Source organism: Kitasatospora griseola, from assembly GCF_014648555.1.
Lineage (GTDB): Bacteria > Actinomycetota > Actinomycetes > Streptomycetales > Streptomycetaceae > Kitasatospora > Kitasatospora griseola.
This window is the reverse complement of the sequence record NZ_BMRI01000124.1, coordinates 248-531: the sequence shown is the minus strand read 5'-3', so window position 1 is coordinate 531 and position 284 is coordinate 248. Positions and strand designations below refer to the sequence as shown.

Annotated in this window: 1 pseudogene; it reads left to right on the top strand. The window is 60.2% G+C overall.

The window, feature by feature from the left end:
• Nucleotides 1–94 precede the first annotated feature (94 nt).
• Nucleotides 95–284, top strand: a pseudogene (locus IEZ12_RS40775) (hypothetical protein); the annotation flags it as partial.

Here is a 284-nt window from a genome sequence, read left to right as displayed (position 1 = left end):
ATGCCTCGCCGCCACCGGCCTGATCATGGACGGCTGACCACCCTCCAGGCCGACATCACAAATTCAAGTTCAGTACGAAGCCATCCCGCAGGTCGCGTACGACCTGACCGTCTCCAGTCTCCACACGTACTATGTGCTCGCGGGGACCACGCCGGTCCTGGTGCATAACACCTGCGGCGACCCCGTTCCCATCTACAGGACTCCCAAGACGGCCGATAAGGATTTCGAACTCGGTCAGGGGCCAAATCCGGCGATGCAGCACGTCGAAGGAAGTAATGGGAAGA